Origin of the sequence: Streptomyces sp. Y2F8-2, assembly GCF_014905555.1 — a bacterium.
Classification (GTDB): domain Bacteria; phylum Actinomycetota; class Actinomycetes; order Streptomycetales; family Streptomycetaceae; genus Streptomyces; species Streptomyces cynarae.
Window position 1 is genome coordinate 331,986 of the sequence record NZ_BNGS01000003.1, and the last position, 26,384, is coordinate 358,369.

The 26,384-nt window shown below is 72.2% G+C and carries 23 protein-coding genes; 16 read left to right on the forward strand and 7 right to left on the reverse strand.

From position 1 onward, the window contains the following. Positions 1-80 precede the first annotated feature (80 nt). Together sucC and sucD are read left to right on the forward strand one after the other, a co-directional pair. The gene (gene sucC, locus SY2F82_RS11525; RefSeq protein ID WP_200418900.1) at positions 81-1,262 is read left to right on the forward strand and encodes an ADP-forming succinate--CoA ligase subunit beta; all 1,182 of its coding nucleotides are present in this window, start codon (positions 81-83) and stop codon (positions 1,260-1,262) included. 21 nt (positions 1,263-1,283) lie between these two features. Beyond that, complete coding sequence (gene sucD, locus SY2F82_RS11530) at positions 1,284-2,168, forward strand: succinate--CoA ligase subunit alpha (protein WP_200418901.1); 885 nt, start codon at positions 1,284-1,286, stop codon at positions 2,166-2,168. A 131-nt stretch (positions 2,169-2,299) separates the two neighbouring features. Here the strand turns inward: sucD and SY2F82_RS11535 are convergent, their stop codons facing one another. After that, positions 2,300-3,106, reverse strand: a complete 807-nt coding sequence (locus SY2F82_RS11535) for a sigma factor-like helix-turn-helix DNA-binding protein (RefSeq protein WP_200418902.1) — start codon at positions 3,104-3,106, stop codon at positions 2,300-2,302. 108 nt (positions 3,107-3,214) lie between these two features. On the opposite strand from SY2F82_RS11535, the gene SY2F82_RS11540 reads away from it, so the two are divergent. Then, positions 3,215-4,801, forward strand: coding sequence for a DUF6350 family protein (locus SY2F82_RS11540; protein WP_200418903.1), 1,587 nt, complete (start codon positions 3,215-3,217; stop codon positions 4,799-4,801). 200 nt (positions 4,802-5,001) lie between these two features. On the opposite strand, the gene SY2F82_RS11545 is transcribed toward SY2F82_RS11540, so the two are convergent. After that, on the reverse strand, positions 5,002-5,778 hold the full coding sequence (locus SY2F82_RS11545; RefSeq protein ID WP_200418904.1) for a hypothetical protein: 777 nt from the start codon (positions 5,776-5,778) through the stop codon (positions 5,002-5,004). Positions 5,779-6,010: 232 nt separating this feature from the next. On the opposite strand from SY2F82_RS11545, the gene purN reads away from it, so the two are divergent. Next, the gene (gene purN, locus SY2F82_RS11550; protein ID WP_374707145.1) at positions 6,011-6,793 is read left to right on the forward strand and encodes a phosphoribosylglycinamide formyltransferase; all 783 of its coding nucleotides are present in this window, start codon (positions 6,011-6,013) and stop codon (positions 6,791-6,793) included. Further along, a complete protein-coding gene (gene purH, locus SY2F82_RS11555; protein ID WP_200418905.1) occupies positions 6,790-8,352 on the forward strand; it encodes a bifunctional phosphoribosylaminoimidazolecarboxamide formyltransferase/IMP cyclohydrolase in 1,563 nt (520 codons plus the stop codon). The genes purN and purH overlap by 4 nt, the downstream gene beginning before the upstream one ends. 150 nt (positions 8,353-8,502) lie before the next feature. On the opposite strand, the gene SY2F82_RS11560 is transcribed toward purH, so the two are convergent. Further along, positions 8,503-9,189, reverse strand: a complete 687-nt coding sequence (locus tag SY2F82_RS11560; RefSeq protein ID WP_200418906.1) for an RDD family protein — start codon at positions 9,187-9,189, stop codon at positions 8,503-8,505. 269 nt (positions 9,190-9,458) lie between these two features. Between SY2F82_RS11560 and SY2F82_RS11565 the strand changes: the two genes are divergently transcribed. From SY2F82_RS11565 to SY2F82_RS11585, 5 genes are all read left to right on the forward strand, one after another. Then, positions 9,459-10,313 carry a bifunctional methylenetetrahydrofolate dehydrogenase/methenyltetrahydrofolate cyclohydrolase gene (locus SY2F82_RS11565; protein ID WP_200418907.1) on the forward strand — a complete coding sequence of 285 codons (855 nt, stop codon included), beginning with the start codon at positions 9,459-9,461 and terminating at the stop codon, positions 10,311-10,313. A 64-nt stretch (positions 10,314-10,377) separates the two neighbouring features. Further along, entirely contained in the window at positions 10,378-10,815 is a 438-nt protein-coding gene (locus tag SY2F82_RS11570) for a DUF3017 domain-containing protein (protein WP_308437765.1), read from the forward strand. Between the two features lie 349 nt (positions 10,816-11,164). Next, entirely contained in the window at positions 11,165-11,803 is a 639-nt protein-coding gene (locus tag SY2F82_RS11575) for a helix-turn-helix transcriptional regulator (RefSeq protein ID WP_200418909.1), read from the forward strand. A gap of 399 nt (positions 11,804-12,202) precedes the next feature. Continuing rightward, the gene (locus tag SY2F82_RS11580) at positions 12,203-13,414 is read left to right on the forward strand and encodes an XRE family transcriptional regulator (protein WP_200418910.1); all 1,212 of its coding nucleotides are present in this window, start codon (positions 12,203-12,205) and stop codon (positions 13,412-13,414) included. A 430-nt stretch (positions 13,415-13,844) separates the two neighbouring features. Next, on the forward strand, positions 13,845-14,834 hold the full coding sequence (locus SY2F82_RS11585) for a malate dehydrogenase (RefSeq protein WP_200418911.1): 990 nt from the start codon (positions 13,845-13,847) through the stop codon (positions 14,832-14,834). Between the two features lie 88 nt (positions 14,835-14,922). On the opposite strand, the gene SY2F82_RS11590 is transcribed toward SY2F82_RS11585, so the two are convergent. Next, on the reverse strand, positions 14,923-15,699 hold the full coding sequence (locus tag SY2F82_RS11590) for a hypothetical protein (protein WP_200418912.1): 777 nt from the start codon (positions 15,697-15,699) through the stop codon (positions 14,923-14,925). Between the two features lie 182 nt (positions 15,700-15,881). On the opposite strand from SY2F82_RS11590, the gene SY2F82_RS11595 reads away from it, so the two are divergent. The 5 genes from SY2F82_RS11595 (at position 15,882) to SY2F82_RS11615 (ending at position 23,236) form a co-directional block, all read left to right on the forward strand. Beyond that, positions 15,882-17,402: an aldehyde dehydrogenase family protein gene (locus SY2F82_RS11595; RefSeq protein WP_200418913.1), complete on the forward strand. Its 1,521-nt coding sequence runs from the start codon at positions 15,882-15,884 to the stop codon at positions 17,400-17,402. A gap of 120 nt (positions 17,403-17,522) precedes the next feature. Continuing rightward, positions 17,523-19,052 carry a GMC family oxidoreductase gene (locus tag SY2F82_RS11600; protein ID WP_200418914.1) on the forward strand — a complete coding sequence of 510 codons (1,530 nt, stop codon included), beginning with the start codon at positions 17,523-17,525 and terminating at the stop codon, positions 19,050-19,052. Continuing rightward, positions 19,052-20,329 carry a glycine betaine/L-proline ABC transporter ATP-binding protein gene (locus SY2F82_RS11605; protein WP_200418915.1) on the forward strand — a complete coding sequence of 426 codons (1,278 nt, stop codon included), beginning with the start codon at positions 19,052-19,054 and terminating at the stop codon, positions 20,327-20,329. The genes SY2F82_RS11600 and SY2F82_RS11605 overlap by 1 nt, the downstream gene beginning before the upstream one ends. Further along, a complete protein-coding gene (locus SY2F82_RS11610) occupies positions 20,329-22,272 on the forward strand; it encodes a proline/glycine betaine ABC transporter permease (RefSeq protein ID WP_200418916.1) in 1,944 nt (647 codons plus the stop codon). The genes SY2F82_RS11605 and SY2F82_RS11610 overlap by 1 nt, the downstream gene beginning before the upstream one ends. Position 22,273: 1 nt before the next feature. Next, positions 22,274-23,236, forward strand: a complete 963-nt coding sequence (locus tag SY2F82_RS11615) for an ABC transporter substrate-binding protein (RefSeq protein WP_200418917.1) — start codon at positions 22,274-22,276, stop codon at positions 23,234-23,236. Positions 23,237-23,252: 16 nt separating this feature from the next. On the opposite strand, the gene SY2F82_RS11620 is transcribed toward SY2F82_RS11615, so the two are convergent. Genes SY2F82_RS11620 through SY2F82_RS11630 form a run of 3 tightly spaced genes read right to left on the reverse strand, consistent with a single transcriptional unit; the run spans position 23,253 to position 24,915 of the window. Continuing rightward, on the reverse strand, positions 23,253-23,969 hold the full coding sequence (locus tag SY2F82_RS11620; RefSeq protein WP_200418918.1) for an isocitrate lyase/phosphoenolpyruvate mutase family protein: 717 nt from the start codon (positions 23,967-23,969) through the stop codon (positions 23,253-23,255). Then, positions 23,966-24,412 (reverse strand): carboxymuconolactone decarboxylase family protein, encoded by a 447-nt coding sequence (locus tag SY2F82_RS11625; RefSeq protein ID WP_200418919.1) that lies wholly within the window; start codon positions 24,410-24,412, stop codon positions 23,966-23,968. The genes SY2F82_RS11620 and SY2F82_RS11625 overlap by 4 nt, the downstream gene beginning before the upstream one ends. Beyond that, positions 24,409-24,915 (reverse strand): carboxymuconolactone decarboxylase family protein, encoded by a 507-nt coding sequence (locus SY2F82_RS11630; RefSeq protein WP_200418920.1) that lies wholly within the window; start codon positions 24,913-24,915, stop codon positions 24,409-24,411. Before SY2F82_RS11630 ends, SY2F82_RS11625 begins: the two co-directional genes overlap by 4 nt. 47 nt (positions 24,916-24,962) lie before the next feature. On the opposite strand from SY2F82_RS11630, the gene SY2F82_RS11635 reads away from it, so the two are divergent. Beyond that, complete coding sequence (locus tag SY2F82_RS11635; protein WP_200418921.1) at positions 24,963-26,354, forward strand: PLP-dependent aminotransferase family protein; 1,392 nt, start codon at positions 24,963-24,965, stop codon at positions 26,352-26,354. Positions 26,355-26,384 lie beyond the last annotated feature (30 nt).

Consider the following 26,384-nt stretch of genomic DNA (forward strand, 5'->3'; position numbering starts at 1 on the left):
CAGAGCGGACGTCACGTTGCCCTTCGCGGCACGCCCACGCATCCAACGAACCGCGAGATCACTGATAGGGACGGAAGCGCGTGGACCTGTTCGAGTACCAGGCGAGGGACCTCTTCGCCAAGCACGGTGTACCGGTGCTGGCCGGTGAAGTCATCGACACGCCTGAGGCGGCGCGCGAGATCACCGAGCGGCTGGGCGGCAAGTCGGTCGTCAAGGCGCAGGTGAAGGTCGGTGGCCGCGGCAAGGCCGGCGGTGTCAAGCTGGCCGCCACCCCGGACGAGGCGGTCGCCCGCGCGACGGACATCCTCGGCATGGACATCAAGGGCCACACGGTCCACAAGGTGATGATCGCCGAGACCGCCCCGGAGATCGTCGAGGAGTACTACGTCTCCTTCCTCCTCGACCGCGCCAACCGCACCTTCCTCTCCATCGCCTCCGTCGAGGGCGGCATGGAGATCGAGGAGGTCGCGGCCACCCGCCCCGAGGCCGTCGCCAAGATCGACATCGACGCCATCGACGGCGTGGACAAGGCGAAGGCGCAGGAGATCGTCGCCGCGGCCAAGTTCCCGGCCGAGGTCGCCGACAAGGTCGCCGACGTCCTGGTCAGCCTCTGGGAGGTCTTCATCAAGGAGGACGCCCTCCTGGTCGAGGTGAACCCGCTGGCCAAGGTCGCCTCCGGTGACGTCATCGCCCTCGACGGCAAGGTGTCCCTGGACGACAACGCCGAGTTCCGTCACCCCGAGTTCGAGGAGCTCCACGACAAGGCGGCGGCCAACCCGCTCGAGGCCGCGGCCAAGGAGAAGAACCTCAACTACGTCAAGCTCGACGGCGAGGTCGGCATCATCGGCAACGGCGCGGGTCTGGTCATGTCCACCCTCGACGTCGTCGCCTACGCCGGTGAGAAGCACAAGGGTGTCAAGCCCGCCAACTTCCTCGACATCGGCGGTGGCGCCTCCGCCGAGGTCATGGCGAACGGCCTGGAGATCATCCTCGGCGACCCGGACGTCAAGTCCGTGTTCGTGAACGTCTTCGGCGGCATCACCGCCTGTGACGCGGTCGCCAACGGCATCGTGCAGGCCCTGGAGCTCCTCGAGTCCAAGGGCGAAGAGGTCAACAAGCCGCTGGTCGTGCGTCTCGACGGCAACAACGCCGAACTGGGTCGCCAGATCCTGGACGACCGCAACCACCCGCTGGTCCAGCGTGTGGACACCATGGACGGCGCGGCCGACAAGGCCGCCGAGCTGGCTGCTGCCGCGAAGTAAGGGACGAGGTCACAGAACACCATGGCTATCTTCCTCACCAAGGAATCCAAGGTCATCGTCCAGGGCATGACCGGCTCCGAAGGCCAGAAGCACACCCGCCGCATGCTGGCGTCCGGCACGAACATCGTCGGTGGCGTGAACCCGCGCAAGGCGGGCCAGACCGTCGACTTCGACGGCAACGAGGTACCCGTCTTCGGCTCCGTCAAGGAGGCCATCGAGAAGACGGGCGCCGACGTCACGGTCATCTTCGTCCCGGAGAAGTTCACCAAGGACGCGGTCGTCGAGGCCATCGACGCCGAGATCCCGCTCGCCGTCGTCATCACCGAGGGCGTCGCGGTGCACGACACGGCGTCCTTCTGGGCGTACGCCGGCAAGAAGGGCAACAAGACCCGCATCATCGGCCCGAACTGCCCCGGTCTGATCACCCCGGGTCAGTCGAACGCCGGCATCATCCCGGCCGACATCACCAAGCCGGGCCGCATCGGCCTGGTCTCGAAGTCCGGCACGCTGACGTACCAGATGATGTACGAGCTGCGGGACATCGGCTTCTCGACCTGCGTCGGCATCGGCGGTGACCCGATCATCGGCACCACCCACATCGACGCGCTGAAGGCGTTCCAGGACGACCCCGACACCGACCTGATCGTCATGATCGGTGAGATCGGCGGCGACGCCGAGGAGCGGGCCGCTGCCTTCATCAAGGAGAACGTGACCAAGCCGGTCGTCGGCTACGTCGCGGGCTTCACCGCGCCCGAGGGCAAGACCATGGGTCACGCGGGCGCCATCGTCTCCGGTTCGTCGGGCACCGCCCAGGCGAAGAAGGAGGCGCTGGAGGCCGCGGGCGTCAAGGTCGGCAAGACGCCGACGGAGACCGCGAAGCTCGCGCGCGAGATCCTGGCCGGCTGAACTCCGCCCGGCTGAACGCGTGGTGGGCCCGTACCCCTTGGGGTGCGGGCCCACCGGGCTTTCCGGGAGCCTCCGCACCGGCTGAGCGGCTGACCGGCTGACCGGCTGAACCGGCTGAGCGACTGACCGGCTCAGCGGGGCTGCGGTGTCAGTCGGGCCGGGCCATGGTGCGGGGCCGACATCAGCTTGCCGCGCAGCGCCGTCTGCGGCTGGGACAGGGGCCCCTGAGCCAGGGGCGGGGGAATGTCCCGGACGGGAGTGCCCCGGCCCACCGGGGCCTCGTAGTGGTCCGCGGCGGTGCGCAGGGTCAGGGTCGTCGCGCCGATGACCGCCGTCGTCAGGGCGATCGCAGCGCGGGCGCAGCGGCGGGTGCGGCGTTCGCAGCGGGAGCGGACCGAGGGCGCCTCGGGGGCGCGGAGGCCCTCAGAGGAGGCCAGTTCGGCGAGCCGGCGGGGCAGGACCTCCGGTTCCGCCTGGTCCGGTACGAGCCTGGCCAGCGTGGCGCGGGCGCGCAGCAGACGGCCGGCGGCGGCCGGGGTGCTCGCCTCCGTCTCGGCTGCGACGTCCGGCAGGTCGAGGCCGAGGCCGTCGTAGAGCAGCAGGGTGCGTCGTTGGGTCGGCGGCAGTTTCAGGAGCGCGTGCAGCAGGGCGCGGTTCGAGGGGCCCGGAGGCGGCGGCTCGGGGAGCCGGTGGTGGAGGCGGAAACGATGCCAGGGGGAGAGAGCCCGGTCGTGCACCGCTGCGCGTACCCAGCTCCCGGGATCGCGGTCCACGGCCACCTCGGGCCAGCGCTGCCACGCCAGCTGGAAGGCACGCTCGACGGCCTCCCGGGCCAGGTCGCGCCGGCCGGTGAGCAGGTACGCCTGCCGTACGAGGGCGGGGGCGCAGTACTCGTACAGCGCGTCGAAGGCCTGCTGAGGCGTCAGGGTCTGCCTCATCGGGCGGCCGGCCCACCGTGCCGAAAAGTACATAAAAGTATTTTTAGCGACACATCCGTGTTTCATGGGTTACGCCGGGAAAGCGCGTGTCGTTGGGAGCATGGCGGCGTGACTCAATGGACCGACCGCCGCATTCCGTTGCCGTCCCTGCTCGCCCGGTCGCGCGACCGGTGGCCCGGGCTCGGTGCGAGCCTGCTCGGTGGAGCCCTTGCCGCGGTCGCGGGGCTCGGTGCGTTCGCCCTGCTCGCGATCGGGCTGTGGATCAGTGCGCCGTACCCGGACGACGGGCCCGATGGGGCGCTGAGGGTGGCGGCCGCGTCATGGCTGCTGGCGCACGGTGTGGTGCTCTTCCGCACCGAGACGCTGTCCGGGGTGCCGGCGCCCGTCGGCATCACGCCGCTGCTGGCGGCCGTGGTGCCGGTGTGGCTGCTGTACCGGGCGGCGCGGGAGGCGACGGAGGGGGAGGCCACCGAGGGCCTGGAGACCATGAAGGGCATGGAGGGCCCGGAGGTCACGGGAGGAGCGGAACCCGTTGCCCTCGGGCCGGCCTGGTGCGGTGTGGCGGCGGGCTACGTCGGGGTGGGGCTGGCGGCGGCTCTGTACGCCTCGGCGGGGACGCTGCGGCCGTCGTGGACGTGGACCCTCGTCTGCCTGCCACTGGTGACCGTGGTGTCGGCGGGGGTCGGGGTGTGGAGGGCGTACGAGCGGCCGAGCGGGGCGTTGCGTGTTCTCAACCGTGACGAACAGGAGTTGCTCTCGAACGCCGGACGGGGTGCCCTGGCCGGGACGGCCGTGCTGGTCGGCGGGGGTGCGCTGCTCGTGGGGCTGTCGCTGGTGCGGCACGGCGAGGTGGTGCGGGAGTCGTTCCTCCAGGTCACGCAGGGTTGGGCAGGACGGGGAGCGGTGCTGCTGCTGGCGGTCGCCCTGGTGCCGAACGCGGCGGTGTGGGCGGTGGCGTACGCGCTGGGGCCCGGGTTTCTGCTGGGCGCGGGGCATGGCATGGGGCCGTGGTCGCCGGGGACGGCGCCGTCGCTGATGCCGCCGTTTCCGCTGCTGGCGGCTGTGCCCGGGAGCGGGGGCGGGGGCGGGCTGCTGGGCTGGGCGGTGGGCGTGGTGCCGGTCGCGGCGGGGCTGGTGGTGGGGTGGTTCATGGCGCGGTGCGCTCGCGCCGAGCGGGGGCGGGGTGCGGTGTGGTCCGCCGGGCGGACGGTGACGGGTGTCCTGGGCGCGGCGGTGATGTGCGGCCTGCTCCTCGGAGGGCTCGCGGAGGTGTCCGGGGGGCCGCTCGGGGTCGCGGCGTTGGCGCGGTTCGGGCCGGTGGGGTGGCGGGTCGGGGGCGCCGCTGCGGGATGGGTCGCGGGGGTGGGGGTGCCGGTCGCGGTGGTCGTGCGGTGGTGGTCTCTGCGACAGCTGGAGGCGCGGCGGGTCGAGGTCCCGGGGATGGAGGCCCGGGAGGCGGAGGAGCGGCGGGTCGAGGTTCCGGTCGCCTCCGCCGTGACGCCCGTGCCGGCGACGGCGGCGTCCGAACCGGTGGGGGCGCGGGCGGACGGGGCCTGGGAGGACCAGGACCTGTTTCCGTACGAGGTGCTGGCGGCGGACGTGGATCCGTTTCTGCCGGACGGGCCTGACGGGCCTGACCGTCCGGGCGGGCCTCACCGGCCTGACCCGACGCCCACCCCACCGGAAGAGTCGTGACGGCGCGGTCCGTCCACGTGACGGGAGGGGCTTCCGGTCACGGGACAGGGGGCTTCAGCCCACCGGACCGGAGGGGATTGCGCCCACCGGACCGGAGGTGATTGCGCCCACCAAACCCGAGGGGATTGCGCCTACCAGGATCCACGGCACCGGAGAAGATTCCGTCCACGGGCGCGGATGCGATACGGCCGGGGGGAAGGTCAGCCGTTCGTCCCCAGAACCCCCCGCAGGTCCTTCGGCAGAAGGTCGTTGCAGGACTGCTTGGACGCCGCCGTCAAGGCGTCGTTGACGCACGTGTAGTAGTCCCGGTAGACCAGCTGGGCCGCGAACGTGGTGGCCACCAGCGCCAGCGCCAGCGACGCCGTGACCAGGCCGCTGATCGCCGCCGTGGTCTGGGGGCGGGCCGGAGGCGCAGGGCTGTCCGGGGCGGGGGTGCCGGGCTTCGCGCGCAGGGCGCTCACGCCCCAGTACAGCGACAGCGCGCCCAGCAGCAGCGCCACGTACTGCCAGCTGAACAGCGCGAAGAAGAACGCCCACATACCGCCCAGCAGCGCGTACCGCGCACGGCGCTGGACCGGGTCCGTGGGGTCCCAGCGCGGTCCCGCACCGGGGCCGGGGGAGCCCGGACCCTCAGGGCCGCCCTGTCCGCCGGGGCCGCCCGGGCGTTCGCCGAAGCGGCCGCCCGCCGCGGGGCCCGGCTGCCGGTCGCTCCACTGGCTGCCCCAGGGCGAATGCCCGCCGTCCCCGGAGCCGTCCTGCCCCTGGCCGGGGCGGCGCGGCTGCCAGGGCCGGTCCGGTGCCCCTTCCGGCGGTGGCGCGAACGGATTGTCGTCCGCCGGTGCCTCCTCGGGCCTCCGGCCGTCCCCGACGGATCCGCCGCCCGCGGACGGTGCCCCGTCGCTCTCCTGCGGCGGCACAGGCGAAGGGTGCCGCTCGCGCAGCAGCAGCGGAGGGAGTCGGAGACTGCGGTCCGGCATCAGGTGTGCGTCTTCCCCTTGGTGGTACGGGCGGGCGGTTCGTCCACGGAGCTCGCCGTGCGGTGGGCGCGCCCCGCACAGGCGGTGCCGCGGGCGTCCCCCTCACCCGGTCAACGTCCCGCGCAGGTGCGGCGTTCCCCGCCTCCGACCGCTTTCCGGGCTGCTTCTTCGGGTGGCTCCTCCCCAGACGCTACCTTCCGGCCACGCCCCCGTCGCCCGGGGGCCTGCCGGTGTGCCGGTATCGTTGCTGACGGTCGGCCGCTTCGTAGACTTCCCCGTATCCCGGGGCGCGAAGCATTCGTACGACCGTACAAACGCTCTCCCGAGCGACCGCACGCACACTTCGCCGAGAAAGGGCCCCGCCGTGCCCGAGTCCGTGGCCGAGACCGTCACCGAGTCCGCGGCCAAGCGCCTGGTCGTCCTGGTCTCCGGTTCCGGCACCAACCTGCAGGCGCTTCTCGACGCCATCGCCGAGGCCGGCCCCGCCGCCTACGGGGCTCAGGTCGTGGCCGTCGGCGCCGACCGCGACGGGATCGAGGGCCTCGCCCGCGCCGAGCGCGCCGGGCTGCCCACCTTCGTGTGCCGGGTGAAGGACTTCGAGAGCCGGGACGCGTGGGACGCGGCCCTCACCGAGGCCGTCGCCTCCTATGAACCCGACCTCGTCGTCTCCGCCGGGTTCATGAAGATCGTGGGCAAGGAGTTCCTCGCCCGGTTCGGTGGGCGGTTCGTCAACACCCACCCCGCACTCCTGCCCAGCTTTCCCGGAGCCCACGGTGTGCGTGACGCGCTCGCGTACGGCGCCAAGGTCACCGGTTGCACCGTCCACTTCGTCGACGACGGCGTCGACACCGGGCCGATCATCGCGCAGGGCGTGGTGGAGGTCCGGGACGAGGACGACGAGAGCGCTCTGCACGAGCGCATCAAGGAAGTCGAGCGAAGACTGCTCGTCGAGGTCGTGGGGCGGATCGCCCGCAACGGCTATCGCATTGAGGGACGAAAGGTAGTTATCCAGTGACCGCCGAGAGCACCAAGCGGCCCATCCGGCGCGCGCTCGTCAGCGTCTACGACAAGACCGGGCTCGAAGAGCTCGCCCGTGGCCTGCACGAGGCGGGCGTGGAGCTCGTCTCGACCGGTTCCACCGCCGGCCGTATCGCCGCCGCCGGCGTCCCCGTCACCAAGGTCGAGGAGCTGACCGGCTTCCCCGAGTGCCTGGACGGCCGGGTCAAGACCCTGCACCCCAAGGTCCACGCGGGCATCCTCGCCGACCTGCGCCTCGAAACCCACCGGCAGCAGCTCGCCGAGCTGGGCGTCGAGCCGTTCGACCTCGTCGTCGTCAACCTCTACCCGTTCCGCGAGACCGTCGCCTCGGGCGCCTCCCCCGACGAGTGCGTCGAGCAGATCGACATCGGCGGCCCCTCCATGGTCCGCGCCGCCGCCAAGAACCACCCGTCGGTGGCCGTGGTGACCAGCCCCGACCGGTACGCCGACGTCCTCGCCGCCGTCCGCGACGGCGGCTTCGACCTCACCGCCCGCAAGCGGCTCGCCGCCGAGGCCTTCCAGCACACCGCCGCCTACGACGTCGCCGTCGCCTCCTGGTTCGCGTCCTCGTACGCACCCGTCGACGACTCGGTCTTCCCCGACTTCGTCGGCGCCACCTACGAGCGCCGCAACACCCTGCGCTACGGCGAGAACCCGCACCAGCCCGCCGCCCTCTATGTCGACGGCACCGGCGGCCTGGCGGAGGCGGAGCAGCTGCACGGCAAGGAGATGTCGTACAACAACTACACGGACACGGACGCCGCGCGCCGTGCCGCGTACGACCACGCCGAGCCGTGCGTCGCCATCATCAAGCACGCCAACCCGTGCGGCATCGCGATCGGCGCGGACGTCGCCGAGGCGCACCGCAAGGCGCACGCCTGCGACCCGGTCTCCGCCTACGGCGGCGTCATCGCCGTGAACCGCCCGGTGAGCCGGGAGATGGCCGAGCAGGTCGCCGACATCTTCACCGAGGTCATCGTCGCGCCCGATTACGAGGAGGGTGCGCTCGAGGCGCTCGCCAAGAAGAAGAACATCCGGGTGCTGAAGGCCCCGAACGCTCCCGAGAACCCCGCCGAGATCAAGCAGATCGACGGCGGTGCGCTGCTCCAGGTCACCGACCGCCTCCAGGCCGACGGCGACGACCCGGCCAACTGGACCCTGGCGTCGGGTGAGGCACTGAGCGCCGAGGAGCTGAAGGAACTCGCCTTCGCCTGGAAGGCCTGCCGCGCCGTCAAGTCCAACGCCATCCTGCTCGCCAAGGACGGTGCCTCCGTCGGCGTGGGCATGGGCCAGGTCAACCGGGTGGACTCCTGCAAGCTCGCCGTCGAGCGGGCGGGCGAGGAGCGGGCGCGCGGCTCGTACGCCGCCTCGGACGCCTTCTTCCCCTTCCCCGACGGCCCGGAGATCCTGATCGCCGCGGGCGTCAAGGCGATCGTGCAGCCCGGCGGTTCGATCCGCGACGAGCAGGTCGTGGAGGCCGCACAGAAGGCGGGCGTGACGATGTACTTCACGGGCACGCGCCACTTCTTCCACTGACACCGGCGGTGCGGGGCCGGCGGGAGCCATCGGGCGAACGCCGGGCCCCGCCGCGGCACTTCACCCGCTGACGCGGGCTGCACACGACGCGCAAGGGCCGTGCCTCCCCCTGTCCGGGGCGAGGCACGGCCCTTGGTGTGGTGCCTGCGGTCAGTTCTGGACGACCATCGTGCCCGCGGCCTTGTCGTGCCAGCCCTGCTGGCGGCCGGACTTGTCCCAGAACGGGGACAGGTAGACCAGGAGCTGGCCGATGCCGCAGGCGATGGAGCCGACCATCGGGATGATCCAGCGGATGAAGGACTTGCCCAGGCCCGGCTTGCCGCCCGTCTCGGCGTTCACCACGTGCAGGCCGACGGCCATCTTGCCCAGGGTGCGGCCCACCAGGCCGACCATCAGCCACTCGTAGAGCAGGCCGATGATCGCGAGGATGCCGATCACGGCGGTGAACTTGGCCACGAAGCCCGAGCTCGCGTTGTTGATGCAGGTGCTGTAGTCGGCGGCGTTCGGGTCGCAGTCCTTGGCCGCCCCCACGGCACCAGCCGCACCCGCGACGGCGAGGATGGTGTAGATGACGCCGAAGACGACGCCGTCGATCAGGCGGGCGCCGAACCGGCGGCCCATCGACGCGACCCGGGGAGCGGGGGCGCCGCCGCCCGCGTAGCCCGGCTGCTGCGGGTAGCCGTAGCCCCCCTGCGGCGGCACGCCCGGCGCCTGCGGGTAGCCGTAGCCGGGCTGCTGGCCCTGCTGGGGGTACTGCTGGCCCTGCTGGGGGTAGCCGTACCCCTCCTGGGGGTTCTGCGGCTGTCCGTAGGGATTGTTGGGCGAGCCGAAACTCATGGCCGGTTTCCTCCGTTGACGCAAGCGGGGACGGTGCGGATTGCGCGGAGGAACGTCACGAACCAAGCGGTTGCCCCCCGAACACGAACCGCAGAACTGCGCCGTTCATCGTTCTAGCAGCGGTGACAATTTGTCCAGTCGGCGGAAACATGTGTTGTGCAGTCGCAATGTGCGCGATCCTCCCGGTCCGGGCGCGCCCGCAGACGACCGTCCGAACCGGTTCCCACCCGGATTGGAACCGGGGCCGGGTCATCCGCGAGGATGGGACCATGACCGCCCAGATTCTCGATGGCAAGGCCACCGCAGCCGCGATCAAGTCCGATCTGACCGCCCGCGTGGCGGCGCTGAAGGAGAAGGGCGTCACGCCCGGCCTCGGCACGATCCTCGTCGGGGACGACCCCGGCAGCCGCAAGTACGTCGCGGGCAAGCACCGCGACTGCGCCGAGGTCGGCATCGCGTCGATCCAGCGCGAGCTGCCCGCGACGGCGACCCAGGAGGAGATCGAGGCGGTCGTCCGCGAGCTGAACGAGGACCCCGCCTGCACCGGCTACATCGTGCAGCTGCCGCTGCCCAGGGGCATCGACGAGAACCGGATCCTGGAGCTGATGGACCCGGCCAAGGACGCGGACGGCCTGCACCCGATGAACCTCGGCCGACTCGTGCTGAACGAGCCGGCCCCGCTGCCCTGCACCCCCAACGGCATCCTCACCCTGCTGCGCCGCTACGGCGTCGAGATCAAGGGCGCCGAGGTCGTGGTCGTCGGCCGGGGCGTGACCATCGGGCGCCCGATGCCGCTGCTGCTGACGCGGCGCAGCGAGAACGCCACGGTCACCCAGTGCCACACCGGCACCCGCGACCTCTCCGCCCACCTCAAGCGCGCCGACATCATCGTCGCCGCGGCGGGATCCGCACACCTGGTCCGGGCCGAGGACGTGAAGCCGGGCGCCGCCGTCCTCGACGTCGGTGTCTCGCGCAACGCCGAGGGGAAGATCGTCGGCGATGTCCACCCGGACGTGGCCGAGGTGGCCGGCTGGATCTCCCCGAACCCGGGCGGTGTCGGCCCGATGACCCGCGCCCAGCTCCTCGTCAACGTGGTCGAGGCGGCGGAGCGCAGTGTCGGCTGAGGCCAGGCCCGCGGGCGACCCCGAGAAGGGGTCCGCGGAGGAGCGGGAAGCCGACACCGAGCCGGTGGTGACGGACGCGGTCAGCGCCCCCGACGCGGACGGTGTGCCACGGCGCGTCACCCGTCGTTTTCCGCGGGTCACGCGGGACACCGCGCGGCCCGAGGGCGGCGGCAGGGCCGCGCCCCGTGACGCTCCCGCGCCCGCCCGGCAGTGGCCGATCCTCGCCGTGCTGGCCGTCGTCGGCCTCGGGCTGCTGCTGACCGCGCTGGACGCGTTCCGCTTCGGCACGATCCTGATCGGCGTCGCGCTGCTGGGCGGCGCCGTGATGCGCTGGGCACTGCCCGACGTGGGCATGCTCGCGGTGCGGTCCCGCTTCACGGACATGATCACCTACGGCGTCCTGGGCCTGGCCATCGTGCTGCTCGCGATGATGGCGCAGCCCCACCCGTGGCTGGAGATACCGTTCCTGGACGACACGCTGCACTTCACGGTCCGTGCCTGAACGGTCCGTGCCTGAACGGGCCGTGCCTGAACGGGCCGTGGAGGAACAAGCCGTACAGGAACGGCCGGTATCGAACGGGCCGTGACAAGCGGTCCCTGGCCAACGGTCTCTCACGAGCAGTCCGTGTCCCGCCTCGGGCGGCGCCCGGTCCCGACCCCCGTCCGGAACCGGGCGCCGGAAACACCTTCATGTACATGCAGGAACTGTTCAACACCTGACGGTTCGCTGTGGCACGGAAGTGACCGTTCCGCTACGGTGTCCGCGCCCCGCAGCGGAACCGGCCTTCCCCCTGACGTCGTCAATCGAACGGAAACACGCTTTTCGACCGGGTGACGCGGAGGGGTGAGGGATGGGCGCCTGGCAGCCGCTGCCGGACGATCTGCCGCCGGAGGTACGGCACTTCGTGGAACAGTTGCGGCTCCTGAAGGACCGCACCGGGCTCAGCCTCGTCGCACTCGGCGCCCGCACCGCGTACAGCAAGTCCTCCTGGCAGCGCTACCTCAACGCCACCCAGCCGCCGCCCCGCCAGGCGGTCACGGCGCTGTGCCGGGTCGCCGGTCTCGAGGCGGAGGAGACGGAACGTTTCGGTGTGCGCTGGGAACTGGCGGTGCGCGCCTGGCCCCGGCAGCCGGCCCCGGCGCCCGCGCCGGCGGGAGGCCCGGCTACTGCTTCCGCCCCAGTGGGAGGCTCGGTCACCGTGCCCGCCTCGGTAGGACGTCCGGCCACCGCGCCCGCCTCGGCGGGAGGCTCGTCCACTGTTCCCGCCCCCGCCGGAAGTCCGGCCACCGCGCCCGCCCCCGCAGGAGCTCCGGCGCCCGCTCCCCTCCCGGGGGAGTACGAGGAGGAGCCGACGCTTCCGTGGTGGGACCGGCTGGAGGAGGAGCCCGAGCCGCGGCCCGCCGGCCGCCGTCTCCTGCTCGCCGCGGTTCTCGGGCTGCTGGCGTTGCTCGTCGTCGCCGTCGTCGGCGCCATGACCTTCGGGTCCTGACATTCGGGTGAGGTGACCGGGGTCCCCTGAGTCCTGAGTCCCCTGTGTCCTCTGAGGTCGCCGCCGTGTCCCTGTTGTGTCGATGTGTTGACAAGTTCGCGCATGGACCGCGAACCGTTCGCACATGGCCGCTAACGTGTCCAATCGGGACGGTCCGGGGCGTCCCGCGCGGCGAACCGGGCGTTCTGTTCGGCCCTACGAACAGGCAGTGGACGCCGGTCCGCAGACCCACGGGGGCGTGCGACGGCGCTCGCTCCCGTCCGACTGCCTCCGTGCGCCCCTGCTCCGGGCACGGAAGCCCCGCCGGGCCAGTCCGGCGTGGGTAGCCACAACGGGGACCGGGAGCGGGCACCACGCACAGGGGAAAACAGGATGTACCGGGGGAAGAGGGGGGAAGCAATGCCTCGCTGGAAGACCTTGCCCGATGAACTCGATCCGCAGGTCAAGGAGTTCGCGGCACAGCTGCGGCGGCTCGTGGACCGCAGCGGCCTCAGCGTCTCCGCCGTGGCCGACCGCACCGGCTACAGCAAGACGTCCTGGGAGCGGTACCTCAACGGCCGGCTGCTCGCGCCGAAGGGCGCGATCGTCGCCCTGGCCGAGGTGACCGGCACCCATCCCGTCCATCTGACCACCATGTGGGAGCTGGCCGAACGGGCCTGGAGCCGGGCGGAGATGCGCCACGACAGAACCATGGAGGCCATCCGGATCTCCCAGGCGCGCGCCGTGCTCGGTGAGTTCGGGGCGGCCACCGAGAACCAGGGCCGCGGCGGCAGGGCGGCCCGCAGCGCCACGGTGGCACCGGGCATCGCGGGCCCTGCGGGCGTGTCCCCGACGGTGCCGCCGCAGCCGACGCCCGAGCAGACCCCGGACGCGGCGGGCGACTCCGGCGCGGTGCGCGGCGGTTCGGCGGGCGCGGGCTCGACGGACGCCGGTCCGACGGGCGGCAACTCCTGGGGGCTCGCCGGGTTCAAAGGGCCGTCGGGGGGCGGCCGCAGCCCGGCCACGGCGCCCAAGTCCGGTGCACCGGCCCCCGCACCCGCCCCCGCACCGGACGTGCCCGGGCCGCACGGACCGGCGCCCTCCGACGCCCGGCCGGACGGCGGCGGGTCCGGAACCGCGCGCCGCAAGCGCCGGCCGGCCATGTTCGTGGCGGGCCTCGTCGGAGCGCTCCTGGTGATCGCGGCGGCCCTCTACCTCACTGGCGGCGACGACGAGAAGGCCGCCGCCCCCAAGCCGTCCGCGGCCTCGCCGAGCCCGGACGCCGACCTGCCGCCGGGCGTCAAGTGCGCCGGCGCCGGCTGCACCGGCAAGGACCCGGAGACCATGGGCTGCGGCGGCACACAGGCCACGACCAGCACCAGCGTCACCGTCGGCACCACCCTCGTCGAGGTCCGCTACAGCAGGACCTGCGGCGCCGCGTGGGCCCGTATCACCCGGGCGGCGCCGGGCGACACGGTCGAGGTGTCCGCGGCCGGGGCGACGAAGCAGACCGGCTCGGTCACCGCGGCAGGGGACACCGACGCGTACACCCCGATGGTGGCGGTGAAGGGCGGGGCCGCGGCGAAGGCCTGCGTGACGCTGGCGTCGGGGCAGAAGGGGTGCACGAAGTAGCACGGCGGCGACAGCGAGGGGCGCGCGGACGGGTGCCGTGCGTCTCTCGCGCAAAAGAATCACGCCACGACACGCATGAGCCTCCCGTCGCGGGGCAAGCGGACCGTACACCCCCACGGGAGTCCGGCAGCGCCGGAGGGCCGAACCCCCCTTCCGGCAGGACATCCCCCACGGCGGCCGCCGCTCAGCCCCCCCTCATCGAGCAGGCGGCCGCCGCCCCATGAGGGTTGTGGGCCGGGCCACACGGACCCGGCCGTCCGGGATCCCGGATGCGCGATAGCCTGACGGCTGGATCTCTCTTGACGCCAAGAGATCGATCATTCGTACCCGTGATCGATCATCGCGGCGGGCGCCGGTCACGAGCCGGTGACGGGGATCCCTCACCCCGGGGCGACGACGCCCCACCGCCAGCTGTCATACGGAGAACGCCATGACCCGCACTCCCGTGAACGTCACCGTCACCGGCGCGGCCGGCCAGATCGGCTACGCACTGCTCTTCCGCATCGCCTCCGGCCAGCTGCTCGGCGCGGACGTGCCGGTCAAGCTGCGCCTCCTGGAGATCACCCCGGCCCTCAAGGCCGCCGAGGGCACGGCCATGGAGCTCGACGACTGCGCGTTCCCGCTCCTGCAGGGCATCGACATCACGGACGACCCGAACGTGGCCTTCGACGGCACCAACGTGGCCCTCCTCGTGGGTGCCCGCCCGCGGACGAAGGGCATGGAGCGCGGTGACCTCCTCGAGGCCAACGGCGGCATCTTCAAGCCGCAGGGCAAGGCCATCAACGACCACGCCGCGGACGACGTGAAGGTCCTGGTCGTCGGCAACCCGGCCAACACCAACGCGCTGATCGCCCAGGCCGCCGCGCCGGACGTACCGGCGGAGCGCTTCACCGCGATGACCCGTCTGGACCACAACCGCGCGCTGACCCAGCTCGCGAAGAAGACGGGCAGCACGGTCGCCGACATCAAGCGCCTGACGATCTGGGGCAACCACTCCGCGACCCAGTACCCGGACATCTTCCACGCCACGGTCGCCGGCAAGAACGCCGCCGAGGTCGTGAACGACGAGAAGTGGCTGGCCGAGGACTTCATCCCGACCGTCGCCAAGCGCGGCGCCGCCATCATCGAGGCCCGTGGCGCCTCGTCGGCCGCCTCCGCCGCCAACGCCGCCATCGACCACGTGTACACCTGGGTCAACGGCACCGCCGAGGGCGACTGGACCTCCATGGCCATCCCGTCGGACGGCTCCTACGGCGTCCCCGAGGGTCTGATCTCCTCCTTCCCGGTCACCACCAAGGACGGCAAGTACGAGATCGTCCAGGGCCTGGACATCAACGAGTTCTCCCGCGCCCGCATCGACGCCTCCGTCAAGGAGCTCGAGGAGGAGCGCGAGGCGGTCCGCGGCCTCGGCCTCATCTGACACGTCGGCGCCCCTGCGCCACGGGCCCCGTTCCGGTTGCTTCCGGAGCGGGGCCCGTTCCTCGTGCCCGGGGCACCTTTCCTCTCCGTCAGCTCCACGGCGGCTGCGGAACCCGTGAGATGTCCACCGTCTGGCCGGCGGGCGGGGTCGTCCTCGGCACCGGCACGTTGTAGGCCGTGAAGGTCAGGCTCAGATCCGTGTCCGGGCCCTTCTGGGCCGCCCGGTAGAGGCGGTGGTTCTTGCCCGTGGTGACGTACAGCGTCGAGGTGAAGCCGTTCACCTGGAAGGACAACGGGACCACCCGGGTGCCGTCCAGGGTCGTCGCGAGGCCCTCCTTCAGGGAGGAGGGTGCGGAGACCTTCGCGACGTCCTGGATTTCACGGAGGTCACAGGTGCTCGCGATGCCGGCCAGCAGGTTGCTGGACGTGGAGCCGTGGATGTAGCGGTTGCTGAACGTCGTGGCCAGGCCGGCCCCCCGCTTGCCGGGGTACTCCGCCTTCCAGAACGCCGCGTCCGGCTTCAGCCACACGTCGTTGCCCCGTTTGACGATCTGGACGGTGCCGCCGTGCCCGCCGAGCGTCATGGTGCCGGCGCAGTTGCCGGCCCGGTCGAGGGTGAGGTCCATTGCCGTCGGCAGACGCTTGCTCGACCTCGCCGTCGCGCTGCGGTCCTCGTAGACGAGCCGGACGGATCTGGCGTTCCGCAGTCCCCGCTCCGCCTGCGCGGCCAGATCCTGTGGGCTCTGGTCGCCTACGGTCCGGGCGGGGACGGCGGCGCTCGCCGGCGGAGAGAACAACATCGGGGGCAACAGCAGCGCCATCGACACGGCGCTCGTAGCGATCGCGAAGCCTTGGGTTCGGGACATCACGTCACCTCCAGTGGCTCAGCGTACTTTTCACCCTTTTCGACCGCATTTTTAGTGACGCTCCGCACTTTCGGCCGCAGGAGCCGCATGCATCGACGAGCAAGGGGCAGGCGCGCACCCGGCCCCGAGTGACACCGGTGTGACACAAGGGCACCGCACAGGAACGGAAGGCAGTACCGATCATGGCCGGACAGCAGGCACGGCAGGCAGAGCAGACGATCCACGTGGCAGGGGAGTGGCGCACGGCCCTCTCCGGTGCCACGCGCGAGGTCCTCGACCCGGCGGATGCCACGCCGTTCGCGGTGGTCGCGGAGGGTGACGAGCGGGACGCCGACGCCGCGGTGGAGGCCGCGCGCCGTGCCTTCGACGAGGGGCCGTGGCCGCACACGCCCGTCGCGGAGCGCGCCGCGCTGCTGCACCGCGTCGCCGATCTTCTCGTACGCGATCGTGAAGAGCTGGGCCTGCTGGAGAGCCGGGACGCGGGCAAGACCGTCGAGGAGGGCCGGGTCGACATCGACTGCGTCGCCGACGCCTTCCGCTACTTCGCGAACCTGGTCGCCGGCGAGGGCGCCGGCCGGGTCGTGGACGCCGGCTCACCGGACGTCCACAGCGTCGTCGTACACGAACCCGTCGGCGTGTGCACGTTGATCACCCCCTGGAACTACCCGCTCCTCCAGGCCAGCTGGAAGATCGCCCCGGCTCTCGCGGCCGGCGACACCTTCGTGGTCAAGCCGAGCGAGATCACCCCGATGACCACGATCGCGCTGATCGACCTGCTGGTGGAGGCGGGGCTGCCCGACGGGGTCGCGAACATCGTCACCGGGCCCGGGCACTCCGTCGGCGCCCGGCTCGCCGAGCACCCCGGCGTCGACCTCGTCTCCTTCACCGGCGGCCTGGTCAGCGGCACGAAGGTCGCGCAGGCCGCCGCCGCGGGCGTCAAGAAGATCGCCCTGGAGCTCGGCGGCAAGAACCCCAACGTCGTCTTCGCCGACGCCTGCGCCACCGAGGAGGGCTTCGACACCGCCGTCGACCAGGCCCTCAACGCCGCCTTCATCCACAGCGGCCAGGTCTGCTCGGCGGGAGCCCGCCTCATCATCGAGGAGTCCGTCCGCGACCGCTTCGTTGCCGAACTCGCCCGGCGCGCCCAGAAGATCAAGCTCGGCCGCGGCACCGAGAAGGGCGTCGAGTGCGGCCCGCTCGTCTCCGAACAACAGCGCGCGAAGACCGAGGCGTACGTCGCCTCCGCGCTCGCCGAGGGCGCGGTGCTGCGCTGCGGCGGCAAGCGCCCCGAGCCCAGCGAGACCCGGCCCGCCACCGGCTGGTTCTACGAGCCGACCGTCCTCGACCACTGCCACCGGGAGATGAAGGTCGTCCGGGAGGAGGTCTTCGGTCCCGTCCTCACCGTCGAGACCTTCCGCACCGAGGACGAGGCGGTCGCCCTCGCCAACGACACCGAGTACGGCCTCGCCGGCGCCGTGTGGACCGCCGACGCAGGCCGTGCCCGCCGCGTCGCCGGCCGGCTGCGCCACGGCACCGTCTGGATCAACGACTTCCACCCCTACCTCCCGCAGGCGGAGTGGGGCGGCTTCGGCAAGAGCGGCATCGGCCGCGAACTCGGCCCCGCCGGCCTCGCCGAGTACCGCGAGACCAAGCACGTCTACCAGAACCTCGCCCCCAAGCCGGTGCGGTGGTTCGCGGGCTGAGCCCCGCCCCGCGACCGATCACCCCCGACCTCCGTCCTCGTCCCCGCCTCCCCCCGATCCCGCGCCTCCCCCCCGATCCGGCACTTCCCCACCTCTCCGTATCCCTGGAGCACGATGCCCATGCCCGAGACCACCCACGAGTACGACTACGTCGTCATCGGTGGCGGAACCGCAGGCTCCGTCATCGCCTCCCGCCTGACCGAGAACCCGGACGTCACCGTCGCCGTCATCGAGGGCGGCCCGAGCGACGTCGGCCGCGACGACGTCCTCACCCTGCGCCGCTGGATGGGCCTGCTCGGCGGTGAACTCGACTACGACTACCCGACCACCGAACAGCCGCGCGGCAACTCCCACATCCGGCACAGCCGCGCCCGCGTCCTCGGCGGCTGCTCCTCGCACAACACCCTCATCGCGTTCAAGCCGCTGCCGTCCGACTGGGACGAGTGGGAGGCGGCCGGCGCCGAGGGCTGGGGCGCCGTACCGATGGAGGCGTACTACGCCCGTCTGAAGAACAACATCGTCCCCGTCGACGAGAACGACCGGAACGCCATCGCCCGCGACTTCGTGGACGCGGCCCAGGCGGCGCTCGGCGTGCCGCGCGTCGAGGGCTTCAACAAGAAGCCGTTCACCGAGGGCGTCGGCTTCTTCGACCTCGCCTACCACCCGGAGAACAACAAGCGCTCCAGCGCGTCGGTGGCGTATCTGCATCCCGTGATGGACGAACGCGCCAACCTCACGCTGCTGCTGGAGACGTGGGCGTACAAGCTGGAGCTGGACGGCACGCGCGCCCGCGGGGTGCACGTGCGGACCAAGGACGGCGAGGAGATCCTCGTACGGGCCCGGCGAGAGGTGGTGCTGTGCGCCGGCGCCGTCGACTCCCCGCGGCTGCTGCTGCACTCCGGGATCGGCCCCAAGGCGGACCTGGAGCAGCTCGGCATACCCGTGGCGCACGACCTGCCGGGCGTCGGTGAGAACCTGCTCGACCACCCGGAGTCGGTCATCGTCTGGGAGACGCACGGCCCGATCCCGGAGAACTCCGCGATGGACTCCGACGCCGGACTGTTCGTGCGCCGCGACCCCGAACACGCGGGCCCGGACCTGATGTTCCACTTCTACCAGATCCCGTTCACCGACAACCCGGAGCGCCTCGGCTACGAGCGGCCGGAGTTCGGCGTCTCGATGACCCCGAACATCCCCAAGCCGAAGAGCCGCGGCCGGCTGTACCTCACCAGCCCGGACCCGTCCGTCAAGCCCGCCCTCGACTTCCGCTACTTCACCGACGAGGACGACTACGACGGCCGCACCCTCGTCGACGGCATCCGCATCGCCCGCGAGATCGCGAAGACCGAGCCGCTGGCGGGCTGGCTGAAGCGGGAGGTGTGCCCCGGCCCGGACATCACCGGTGACGAGGAGCTGAGCGAGTACGCCCGCAAGGTCGCCCACACCGTGTACCACCCGGCGGGCACCTGCCGCATGGGCGCCGAGACCGACGACCTCGCCGTCGTCGACCCCGAGCTGCGCATCCGCGGCCTGGACGGCATCCGTATCGCCGACGCCTCCGTCTTCCCGACCATGACCGCCGTCAACCCGATGATCGGGGTGCTGATGGTCGGGGAGAAGGCCGCCGACCTGATCGGAGGTGGTGCGTGATGAGCACTCCCGTCTCGAGCGCGCCGGTCTTCTCCGTGGACGGCCTGTGGAAGGTCTTCGGCCCCAAGGCGGACCGCGTCCCCTCCGACCCGGAGCTCGGTGCGCTGAGCCCCGCCGAGCTGCGCGAACGCACCGGCTGCACGGCTGCCGTGCGCGATGTGAGCTTCGACGTCCGCAAGGGCGAGGTCTTCGTCGTCATGGGCCTGTCCGGCTCGGGCAAGTCCACGCTGGTGCGCTGTCTGACCCGCCTCATCGAACCGACCGCGGGCACGATCGTCATCGACGGCGAGGACGTCCGCGCCATGGACAGGTCCCGGCTGCGCGAACTGCGCCGCCACCGGGCCGCGATGGTCTTCCAGCACTTCGGCCTGCTGCCGCACCGCACGGTCCTCGACAACGTGGCCTACGGTCTGGAGATCCAGGGCCTGGGCAGGTCCCAACGCCGGGAGAAGGCCGCCGAGGTCGTCGCGAAGGTCGGCCTGGAGGGCATGGAGCACCGCCGCCCCGGCCAGCTCTCGGGCGGTCAGCGGCAGCGCGTCGGGCTCGCCCGGGCGCTCGCCGTCGACCCCGAAGTGCTGCTGTTCGACGAGCCGTTCAGCGCGCTCGACCCGCTGATCCGGCGCGAGATGCAGGAGGAGGTCGTCCGGCTGCACCGTGAGGAGGGCCGCACGATGGTCTTCATCACGCACGACCTCAACGAGGCCCTCAAGCTGGGCGACCGCATCGCCCTGATGCGCGACGGCCGCGTGGTCCAGCTGGGCACCCCCGAGGAGATCGTGGGCTCCCCGGCCGACGACTACGTCCGCGAGTTCGTCCGGGACGTCCCGCGCGAACAGGTCATGACGGTCCGCAGCGCCATGCGCGCCGCGTCCCTGGAGGAGGCGGGCAGCGGCCCGGCGGTACCGCCGGACGCCACGGTCTCCGAGGCGATCGAGGCGGTGGCCCGGGCGGGCGCCCCGGCGCGGGTGGTGGACGACGGCCGCTGCCTTGGCCTGGTGGACCCGGAGGCCCTGCTCGGGGTGGTCGCCGGGGTCGCGGCGAGCAACGAGGCGACGACGGGGGGCACCACGGACAAGGAGACGTCGGCCGCAACCGCTCGGGCCAGGAAGTCCGCGGCCGGGATGGCCGCCGTGGCCGCCGGCAAGCGTGCCGCCGTGGCGGCGCAGCTGGGCGACGGGGCCACTCCCGCGCGAGCCAAGCCGGGAGTGACGGAAGCACCCGGCAAGCAAGGTCCGGCGCACCGCCCGCCGGTCGGCACCGGCAAGGAGGACGCTTGATGGCCACGGTCACCGCAAGCGCCCCGCGCACGCTGCTGCCCGGCTTCGTCAAGACCCGCGCCGCCCGCAAACTCCTGGTGCTCGCGGTCGTCACCGCGGTCCTCGCACCGCTGGTGAACTCCCGCTGGCCGGGCGCCGGCTGGCCCGGCGCGCTCACCGTCGACCTCTCCAAGCCCCTCACCACGGCCAGCGACTGGATCATCGACAACCGGGACAGCCACCCGCTGTTCCTGTACTTCTTCGGCTACATCAGCAACGCCGTCGTCCTCTCCGTGCGCGCCGTCTACCTGGTCCTGCTCGCCGCGGGCTGGCCGGGCGTGACGGTCGCGGCCGCCCTGGTCGCCTGGCGTGCGGCCGGTGTGCGTCTCGCCCTCGGCACCGCCGCGGCGTTCCTCGCCTGCGGTCTGCTCGGCATGTGGGTGGCGACCATGCAGACCCTCGCCCTCATGGTGGTCGCGGTCCTCGCCTCGGTCCTCGTCGGCGCACTGCTCGGCCTGGGCGCCGGTCTGTCCGACCGGGTGGACCGCGCCCTGCGTCCCGTCCTGGACACCATGCAGGTGCTGCCCGCGTTCGCCTACCTCCTCCCCGTGGTCCTGGTCTTCGGCATCGGTGTGCCCGCCGCCGTCCTCGCCACGGTCGTCTACGCCGCCCCGCCGATGGCCCGTCTGACCGCCCTCGGCCTGCGCGGCGCCGACAAGGAGGTGCTGGAGGCGGTCGACTCCCTCGGCGCCACCGCACGGCAGCGCCTGCTGACCGCCCGTATCCCGCTCGCCCGCAAGGAGCTCCTGCTCGGCCTCAACCAGACGATCATGATGGCGCTGTCCATGGCGGTCATCGCCTCGGTGATCGGCGCCGGCGGCCTCGGCGACCGCGTCTACCAGGCGCTGGCGTCGGTCGACGTGGGCGCCGCGCTGGCCGCGGGCATCCCCATCGTGCTGCTGGCCGTCGTCCTGGACCGGGTGACCTCAGCGGCGGGCAACCGGATCGGGCAGGAGCAGCGCAGCGCACGCCCCTGGGCCTACGCGGCCCTCGCCGCCGTCGCCGTGGCCCTGGCCGCGCGCCTGGCGGGCCGCCTCGACTGGCCCACGGGCTGGACGGTGAACATCGCCGAGCCCGTCAACCGCGCCGTCGACTGGATGACCGCCCACCTGTACTCCGGCGTCCCGGTCGTCGGCGGCACCGCCGACTGGGCGGGCCACTTCACCACCTGGGTCCTGGACCCGGTCCGCTCCGGTCTGCAGTGGCTGCCCTGGTGGTCGGTGCTGCTGATCGTCGCCGCACTGGCCTGGCTGATCGGCACCTGGCGCACCGCGCTGACCGCCGTCCTCGCGATGGCCGCGATCGGCGTGCTCGGTGTGTGGAAGCCGTCCCTCGACACACTGTCGCAGGTGCTCGCCGCCGTCGCCGTCACCCTCGTCGTCGGCTTCGCGACCGGCATCGCGGCGGCCCGCAGCGACCGCTTCGAGCGGCTGCTGCGCCCCGTCCTCGACGTCTTCCAGACGATGCCGCAGTTCGTGTACCTCATCCCGGTCGTCGCGCTGTTCGGCGTCGGCCGTGCCCCGGCCGTCGCCGCCGCCATCGTGTACGCCCTTCCGGCGGTCGTCCGGATCACCGCGCAGGGCCTGCGCCAGGTGGACCCGGCGGCGCTGGAGTCCGCCCGCTCGCTCGGCGCGACCAGTGGACAGCAGCTGCGCCAGGTGCAGCTTCCGCTGGCCCGCCCGGCCCTGCTGCTCGCGGTCAACCAGGGCGTGGTCCTGGTGCTCGCCGTCGTCATCATCGGCGGTCTGGTCGGCGGCGGCGCGCTCGGTTACAACGTCGTCTTCGGCCTCGCCCAGGGCGACCTGGCGACCGGTCTGGTGGCCGGGATCGCGATCGTCTGCCTCGGTCTGATGCTCGACCGGGTGACCCAGCCGACCCAGCGACGCGCGACGAAGGGAGCGTGACATGACACTGAACCGCAGGACGGCGCTGATCGCCGCGACGGCGGCCGCATGCTCGCTGCTCGCCGGCTGCGGCGCCGCCGACATGACCAAGCAGGCCTCGCCCTTCGCGAACGCCGGGGGCTCGAAGTCCGTGACCCTGTCCGTGCAGTCCTGGGTGGGCGCCCAGGCCAACGTGGCCGTGGCGCAGTACCTCCTGGAGCACAAGCTCGGCTACCGCGTCGACACCGTCCAGGTCGACGAGGTGCCCGCCTGGGACGCGCTCAGCCAGGGCCGGGTCGACGCGATCCTGGAGGACTGGGGCCACCCGGACCAGGAGAAGCGGTACGTCGAGGACAAGAAGACGATCACCCGCGGCGGCGGCCTGGGGGTCACCGGTCACATCGGCTGGTTCGTGCCGACGTACCTGGCCCGGCAGCACCCGGACATCACCGACTGGAGGAACCTGAACAAGTACGCCTCCCTGTTCCGCACGGCGGAGAGCGGCGGCAAGGGCCAGCTGATGGACGGCTCGCCGTCGTACGTCACCAACGACAAGGCGCTGGTGCAGAACCTGAAGCTGAACTACCAGGTGGTCTTCGCGGGTTCCGAGGCGGCGCAGATCACGCAGATGAGGCAGTTCGCGAAGGAGAAGAAGCCCTTCCTGACGTACTGGTACGCGCCGCAGTGGCTGTTCAAGAAGGTCCCCATGACGGAGGTGAAGCTGCCGCCGTACAAGGAGGGCTGCGACGCGGACCCGGCGAAGGTCGCCTGCGCCTACCCGCACACGCCGCTGCAGAAGTACCTCAACGCCGACTTCGCGAAGAAGGGCGGCGAGGCGGCGCGGTTCCTGAAGAAGTTCAGGTGGACGACGGAGGACCAGAACGAGGTCGCCCTGATGATCGCCGACCAGAAGACGACTCCGGACGAGGCGGCGAAGAAGTGGGTGGACAGCCACGAGTCCACCTGGAAGGCGTGGCTGTCCTGAATCCCGCCGGTCCCGCCTACAGCCCTTGGGCGATCTCGCCCAGCGCCGCTGCCGCCCGCCGCTGCAGCCAGGGTCCGAACGTGATCCGGGTGGCGCCGAGTTCACCCAGCTCGGCGGGCGAGGGGCTCTCGCCGTCGAGCTTGGCGTAGGCGTTGAGCGGCCCCTGGATGCCGGCCCGGAGCAGCGGCAGTACGTTCGCCGGGGCGCCGATCGGATAGATGCAGTCGGCGCCCGCGGCGACGTACAACGCGGCCCGCTCGATGGCGCGTTCCGGGTCCCCGTCCCCGCATGTGAACGTGTCGACGCGGGCGTTGAGGAACAGCCGGTCGCCTGCCGCGGCCCGCACCTCGGCGAGCCGCTCGGCGTGCTGCCGCGGGTCCTTGAGGGCGCCTGAGCTGGAGTCCTCGAGGTTGCACCCGACGGCGCCCGCCTCCAGAAGCCGTTCCACCAGCTCCTTGGGGGCGAGTCCGTACCCGTCCTCCACGTCGGCCGAGACCGGCACATCGACCGCACGGGTGATCCGTGCGACCGCCGAGAACATCTCGTCGGCGGGGGTGGACCCGTCCGCGTACCCCAGGGAGGCGGCGATCCCTGCGCTGGGCGTGGCGAGTGCCGGGAACCCGGCCTCCACCAGGGCCCGCGCGCTCGCCGCGTCCCAGGGCCCGGGCAGGACGAGCGGATCGCCGGGGAGTCGTCCGTGGTGCAGGGCGCGGAACGTGTCGACTTTGCTCACCACTCCATGCTCCCCGCCGGAATGCGCCGGGACACCATCAGCCGGTTCCAGCTGTTGATGACGGTGATGAGGGACAACAGGTGGGCGAGCCGGGCCTCGTCGAAGTGCCGGGCGGCCCGCTCCCACACCTCGTCGGGCACGAAGCCCTCCGTCAGCACGGTCACCGCCTCCGTCAGTGCCAGCGCGGCCCGCTCCCGCTCGTCGAAGACCTCCCCGGCCTCCTCCCAGGCGTTCAGCAGGTCCAGCCGCGACTCGTCGACCCCGTGCTTCCGGGCGATCGCCAGGTGCATGTCCAGGCAGAACGCGCAGTGGTTGAGCTGCGAGGCACGGATCTGGACCAGCTCGGCGAGGGCGGGGTCGCCGAGCCCCTTCTTCGCGGCCGCGCTCAGGGCCTGCATCGAGGCCCGGACCGCGGGGTCCAGGTGGGTGGTCCGAGCCGTCACTTGTACTGGCCCGGCTGGTAGTGCCCCGGCACCGCACGCGTCGACACGGCGAACCGGTTCCATGCGTTGATCACGGCGATCGCCGCGATGAGCTGCGCCAGCTCGGCCTCGTCGAAGTGCTTGGCGGCCTTGTCGTAGACCTCGTCCGGCACGAAGCCGTCGGTCAGGACGGTGACGGCCTCGGTCAGTTCCAGCGCCGCGAGCTCCCGCTCGGTGTAGAAGTGTCGCGACTCCTCCCACGCGCTCAGCTGGATGATCCGTTCCACGCTCTCGCCCGCCGCGAGCGCGTCCTTGGTGTGCATGTCGAGGCAGTACGCGCAGTGGTTGATCTGGGAGGCGCGGATCTTCACCAGCTCCCGCAGTGTCGGCTCCAGTCCCTGCCCGGCCGCCGCGTCGAGCCGGACCATCGTCTTGAAGACCTCCGGGGCGTGCTTGGCCCACGCCATGCGGGGGGTGTGCTCGGGGGCGTACTCGACGGTGGCGGTGTTCTCGTTCATCGTCATGCCTTCGACCCTAGGGGCGAAGCAGCCCAGGAGTATGGTCCATTTCCATGGGGAAAGCATGGGCCACTCTGGGCATCGACCTGCATCTGGAGCCGACCGGCCCGGGCCTGCGCCGGGGCCTGACCGACGCCCTGCGCGAAGCGGTCCGCACCGGCCGCCTGGCGCCCGGCACCCGGCTGCCGTCCTCCCGCTCGCTCGCCGCCGACCTGGGCATCGCCCGCAACACGGTCGCAGACGCCTACGCCGATCTCGTCGCCGAGGGCTGGCTCACCGCGCGCCAGGGCTCGGGCACCCGGGTGGCCGGGCATCCGGTGGCCGGGCCGCCCGAACGGCCCGCCCCGCACCCGCCCGAGCGCGCCCGCCTCCCCTACGACCTGACACCGGGCACCCCGGATCTCGCCTCGTTCCCGCGCACCGCATGGCTCAAGGCCGCCCGCCGCGCCCTCGCCGCCGCCCCGCACGACGCCCTCGGCTACGGCGACCCCCGCGGCCGTGTCGAACTGCGCACCGCGCTCGCCGGCTACCTCTCCCGGGTCCGGGGTGTGCGGGCGGACCCGGAGCGGATCGTGGTCTGCTCCGGCTTCGCGCAGGGCCTGAAGCTCCTCGGCGAGGTGCTGCGGGACCGCGGGGCGGCCTCGCTGGCCGTGGAGTCGTACGGCCTGTTCGTGCACTGGAACATCCTTCAGCGGGCCGGGCTGCGCACGGTGCCGCTGCCCTTCGACGACCTCGGCACGCGGACGGAGGACCTGACCGGCATACCCGCGGTGCTGCTGAACCCCGCACACCAGTTCCCCCTCGGCGGCGCCCTGCGCCCGGAGCGCCGGGCCGCGGTGGTCGACTGGGCCCGTCGCACGGGCGGCCTCGTCCTGGAGGACGACTACGACGGCGAGTTCCGCTACGACCGCCAGCCCGTGGGCGCACTGCAGGACCTCGACCCGGACCACGTGGTGTACCTGGGCACCGCCAGCAAGTCCCTCGCCCCGGGGCTGCGCCTGGGCTGGATGGTCCTGCCCGCGTCCCTGCTCCCGGAGGTGCTGGCCGCCCAGCGGGCCGGAGGCTGGGCCACCGGTGTCCTGGAACAGCTCACCCTCGCGGAGTTCCTCACCTCGGGCGCCTACGACCGCCACGTCCGCGCCGCCCGCCTGCGCTACCGCCGCCGCCGTGACGCCCTGGTCGCCGCGCTCGCGTCCCACGCCCCGAAGGTACGCGTCCGGGGCATCGCGGCCGGCCTGCACGCGGTGCTGCAACTGCCCCCGGGCACGGAGGCGTCGGTGATCAGGGCGGCCACCTGGCAGGGCCTGTCACTGCAGGGTCTGTCGGCCTACCGCCACCCGTCCGCCACCACACGCCCACTGGACGCCCTGGTCGTGGGCTACGGAACGCCACCGGACCACGCGTGGTCGGGGGCGCTGGAAGCGCTGTGCCGTGTGTTGCCCTAAGGCCTCTCGTTGGGATCAGGCCGAGCCCGG